A 5180-nucleotide genomic window follows, 5' to 3' on the forward strand; every position below is an offset into this window, starting at 1 on the left:
CACCCTACAATTTAGAATGCTTAATAGTTCTAAAGGTCCGGCGATGTGGAGCCCTAGAGCACAAAGTGATAGAAAAAGATTTGCCGAAGAATGGCGGTTGGCACTCGAAAAAACACCAAATGTAGACTTCTGGCAAGATACGGCAACCTCCTTAATCATAGAAGAAAATAAGGTTTGTGGTGTGCATACATCTTTAGGCATAAGAATAGAATCAAGAGCGGTGGTATTAACAAACGGTACCTTTTTAAATGGTATTATACACGTCGGGGAAAAGAAATTTGGTGGTGGACGAACTGGGGAAAAATCTGCAACGGGAATAACTGAACAATTGGTTGACCTTGGCTTCGAAGCAGGGCGAATGAAGACGGGTACACCACCAAGGGTTGATGGCAGATCATTGGATTACTCAAAAATGGAAGAGCAGTGGGGCGATGAAAAACGCGGAAGATTTTCATATACCAATGTTGATTTACCCACCGAACAGAGATGCTGCTGGATTACCTATACAAATTCAGAAGTTCACGAAGCATTAAAAGAGGGCTTTGAGAAATCACCAATGTTTACCGGAAGAATAAAAGGTTTAGGTCCTAGGTATTGCCCCTCAATTGAAGATAAAATAAACAGATTTGCCGAACGCGATAGACATCAAATATTTGTAGAACCCGAAGGATGGAATACCGTGGAAATTTATGTGAATGGGTTTTCAACTTCACTTCCTGAGGATGTACAATATAAGGCTCTTACAAAAATACCAGGCTTTGAAAATGCCAAGATGTTTAGACCTGGTTATGCAATTGAATACGACTTCTTCCCTCCTACTCAATTGAACTTAACACTTGAAACAAAAAAAATTGAGCATTTATATTTTGCGGGGCAAATAAACGGAACAACCGGTTATGAAGAGGCAGCATGCCAAGGCTTCATGGCAGGTATCAATGCCCATCAAAAGATAAATCAAAAAGAAGAGCTAATATTAAAAAGGGCAGAATCTTATATTGGTGTATTAATAGATGACCTGGTAACCAAAGGTACAGAAGAGCCCTATAGAATGTTTACATCAAGAGCAGAACATCGATTATTATTAAGACAAGATAATGCAGACATCCGACTAAGTGGGATCGGCCATCAACTGGGGTTAATTAGTGATGACCGCTTAGAAAAAGTAAATAAAAAAATAAGGAACGCAGACAAAATTGTAGCTTATTTAAAAAATACATCAATAACCCCATCAGCAGTAAATCATATATTAGAAAGTCAAGGTACCCCCAGAATATCACAAAACGTAAAAATGTTTCAATTAATCACAAGGCCGCAAATTGGATTTGATGACTTAAGAAAAGCGGATCCAATATTTTATGAACTCTTAGAAAATTACGATCTCGAAACAATTGAACAAGCGGAAATAAACGTTAAATATGAAAGCTACTTTGAAAAAGAGTTAGAAATAGTAGATAAAATGAAACGAATGGAGGATTCAATAATTAATCCAGAATTCAACTATCGCCAACTCGTATCACTATCAAAAGAAGCACGCGAAAAATTAATGAAGATAAAACCAAGAACACTCGGACAAGCTTCAAGGATTTCGGGAGTTTCTCCGTCAGATATTTCAGTTTTAATGGTTCACATGAGTCGTTAATACCTAAGTATCTGATTTACTGATATTTATATTAAAAATAAAACAATAAAAAAATATTGATTCTAAGGCACTATCTCAACACAAGCAATGATTTAGGTTTAGAAAGATACAAAACTCAACAGGAGGCTTAAAAATGGTCAATTTTAAAAGAACACTTGGTTTAACCATTGCGTTATTATGGGTAACATCAATTTTTTTAATTTCCTCATGCGCAAGTGTGCAATCGCCAACCGGCGGACCAAAAGATACTATACAACCGGTTATTATTAAAGAGATCCCAAAAAACTTAAGTAGAAATTTTAATGTTCAAAAAATAGAAATAGAATTTGACGAATTTATTAAACTGAGTAATGAGTTTACAGAGATCAGTGTTTCGCCAAGTATGGATATCCCACCAGTTTACAAAGCCAAAAAAGAAAAACTCACTATAAATTTTGAAGAACCTCTATTACAAAATACCACCTACACCATAAACTTTGGAAAGGCAATATTGGATGTAAACGAAGGAAATATTTTAAAAAATTACAGTTATGTATTTTCAACCGGGAACGAGATCGATTCATTATCCATATCGGGCACAGTAATAAACGCCTTAACAAAACAAAAAATAAAAGATGTCACCGTTTTTATCCTGCCGCTTAGTCAGGATTCATTATTTGGAAAGAAAAAACCGAATTTTTTCACCACAACAGACACCGCAGGAAACTTTAAATTATCAAATCTAAGAGAAGATAATTATAAAATATATGCACTAAATGAACAAGGAGGTGGTGATAGAATTTACAACGGGAAACTGGAAGAAATAGCTTTTTTAAAAAATCCAATAAAACTAAATAAAGACACCAACAATATTATTTTAAGTTTATTTAAAGAAATACCTAAACAATTCGCCATTATCGATAGAAAAATAGAAAATGATGGTAAAATATCTATTATTTTCAATAAACCAATAATAGAGCCAGCCGTAGATATTTTAGAACCAATAACACTCAATAGTCTAAAAACGGTTGAATTTTCAACAAGCAGAGATTCAGCGAGAATTTGGCTTCCTGAGTTAACCTTTGATTCTATAAAAGTGGCTATTAAATCTGCGAAAACAGCCTTAGATACCATTACAATAAGAAGAAACAAAAAAGATACCTATACAGAAATATTAGGTATAGCAGACAATATAACCAATGGAAGACTAAAACCCGGTTCCGAACTAAATATCCGCTTCTCTACGCCCATCAAATCACTAAACGAGAAGCTTATAAGTGTTTTAGAGGACTCGATTCCTGTGAAGAATTATAGCATTCTGGAGAATAAAAATTTACAAAAAACATACACGCTAAAATATCCTTGGAAACTAAATAAACAATACCTTTTGAAATTTGAAAACAATACTTTTGAGGATATTTCAGGTAATAAGTCTAAACTTTATAATAGGAAATTTGAACTTGATATAGAAGATAATTATGGAAGTATCTCTATGAATATAACCGTGCCTGATACAAGCAAAACCTATGTAATACAATGGCTAACAGAAGACTACAAATTACTTAGAGAAGACAACCTAAATAAAAACAAGACAATAAGTTACACACGTTATCCAACAGGAAAATATAAAATCAGGGTAATCTATGACCTAAATAAGAACAAAGAATGGGATACAGGAAATCTTCAATTAGGAATACAACCTGAAAATACTTGGATTTTTGATAAAATAGTCACTATTAGACCGAATTGGGATTTGGAAGAAAATATACTTATTCCGAATCCGGAATAAACCAATTGGAGTACATTTTATAATTTTCTGGAAGTTTTTTCAAAAGAGTAATTTGTTCTTCCGTAAGTGGTTTTATTTTTCGAGCCGGTATACCAGCATAAAGAAAACCAGACTCACAAGTCGTATTTTCTAAAACAATAGCACCAGCGGCAATAATACAGAACTCTTCAACAATAGCATGATCCATCACTATAGCTCCCATTCCAATAAGAACATGATCTTGCAAAACACAACCATGCACCAAGGCGTTATGCCCAATAGAAACATTATTTCCAATAATTGTTGGTGCTTTTAAATAAGTACAATGAATAACCGCACCATCCTGAATATTGGTATTATCGCCAATCGTAATGTAATTAACATCCCCTCTAATTACAGCACTAAACCAAACGGAACAATGTTTACCCATGGTTACATCACCCACAATAGTTGAATTTTCAGCAAGAAAACAATCCGTCCCAATAGTCGGATATACTCCTTTAACAGGTAAAATTAATGGCATAATCTAAATTTAAAATACAGTATCATGTGGTGCTTCTGCATGTACTTTATAATCTGTATTAAAATGTAAACCACGGCTTTCTTTACGTAATTTAGCTGATTTAATAACGATATAAGCATTTTGTATCACATTCCTTAATTCACATAACTTCACAGAAAGGGTAGTTTTTTTATAAAAAGATTCAGTCTCTTCATACAATAAACCTAAACGACGCATTGCTCGATCAAGTCTGAAATCTGAACGAACAATTCCAACATAATCACTCATAACTTTTTGAGTCTCACGTAAATTATGGGTAACAAGAATATCTTCATTAGATAACTTAGTATCCGTTTCATCCCATTCGGGGATAGTATCCAAAATAGTGTAATTTTTAAAAACCTTAATAGCGTGCTCAAAAATACGATGTGCAAAAACTGGTGCTTCAAGTAAAGAGTTTGAAGCTAAACGATTAGCACCATGAAGCCCGGTGCTGGCACATTCACCACACGCATATAAGCGATGTATAGATGACTTACCATCTTGATCAACGAGTATACCACCACACATATAATGAGCCGCAGGAGTCACCGGAATTAAATCCCGAGTCATATCAATTCCAATACTTAAACATTTTGCATAAATATTGGGGAAGTGAGATAAAATATCTGCTTTTGAACGATGACGAATATCTAAATAAACAAAATCATCCCCAGATTTTTTCATCTCCGCATCAATAGCACGCGCCACAATATCTCGCGGAGCGAGAGATCCGCGCTCATCGTATTGGTGCATAAATTCTTGTTCATTTTTAGTTTTTAGAACACCACCAAAACCTCGAACAGCTTCTGAAATTAAAAAAGATGGATACTCTCCAGGATTATAAAGCGCAGTAGGATGAAACTGAATAAACTCCATATTACGAACTTTAGCCTTAGCACGATAACCCATTGCTATACCATCACCCGTAGCTATAACAGGATTCGTGGTGGTAGAATACACATGCCCAGCACCACCAGAAGCCATAAGAGTAACTTTAGAGAGAAACTTTTCAACTTTATTAGTCGCAGTATTTAAGGCATATATACCATAACATTCAATATCATCCGACTTCCGATCCACAAATACACCAATATGATGCTGTGTGATTAATTCTACAGCAAAATAATGAGTAAGAATTTCAATATTGGGATTATGATGAATTTGTTCTAATAAAGATCTTTCAATTTCAAAACCAGTAATATCCTTATAATGAAGTACCCTACTTTCTGAATGTCCGCCTTCCTTTGCTA

4 protein-coding genes are annotated in these 5180 nt (G+C 34.5%); 2 read left to right on the forward strand and 2 right to left on the reverse strand.

Annotation, left to right across the window (positions count from 1 at the left end; all coding sequences use genetic code 11):
* Positions 1 to 1639: tRNA uridine-5-carboxymethylaminomethyl(34) synthesis enzyme MnmG (mnmG, locus tag ACILQF_RS10370; RefSeq protein ID WP_395627338.1), on the forward strand; the 1639-nt coding region annotated here is incomplete at its 5' end.
* A gap of 133 nt (positions 1640 to 1772) precedes the next feature.
* Complete coding sequence (locus ACILQF_RS10375) at positions 1773 to 3407, forward strand: Ig-like domain-containing protein (RefSeq protein WP_395627339.1); 1635 nt, start codon at positions 1773 to 1775, stop codon at positions 3405 to 3407.
* Here ACILQF_RS10375 and ACILQF_RS10380 read toward each other — a convergent pair.
* Together ACILQF_RS10380 and ACILQF_RS10385 are read right to left on the reverse strand one after the other, a co-directional pair.
* Positions 3388 to 3909 carry a gamma carbonic anhydrase family protein gene (locus ACILQF_RS10380; RefSeq protein ID WP_395627340.1) on the reverse strand — a complete coding sequence of 174 codons (522 nt, stop codon included), beginning with the start codon at positions 3907 to 3909 and terminating at the stop codon, positions 3388 to 3390. The genes ACILQF_RS10375 and ACILQF_RS10380 overlap by 20 nt on opposite strands.
* Before the next feature lie 9 nt (positions 3910 to 3918).
* A partial coding sequence (locus tag ACILQF_RS10385; protein ID WP_395627341.1) for an L-aspartate oxidase occupies positions 3919 to 5180 on the reverse strand: 1262 nt, incomplete at its 5' end.

The organism is Daejeonella sp., from assembly GCF_044232565.1.
Classification (GTDB): Bacteria; Bacteroidota; Bacteroidia; order Sphingobacteriales; family Sphingobacteriaceae; genus Daejeonella.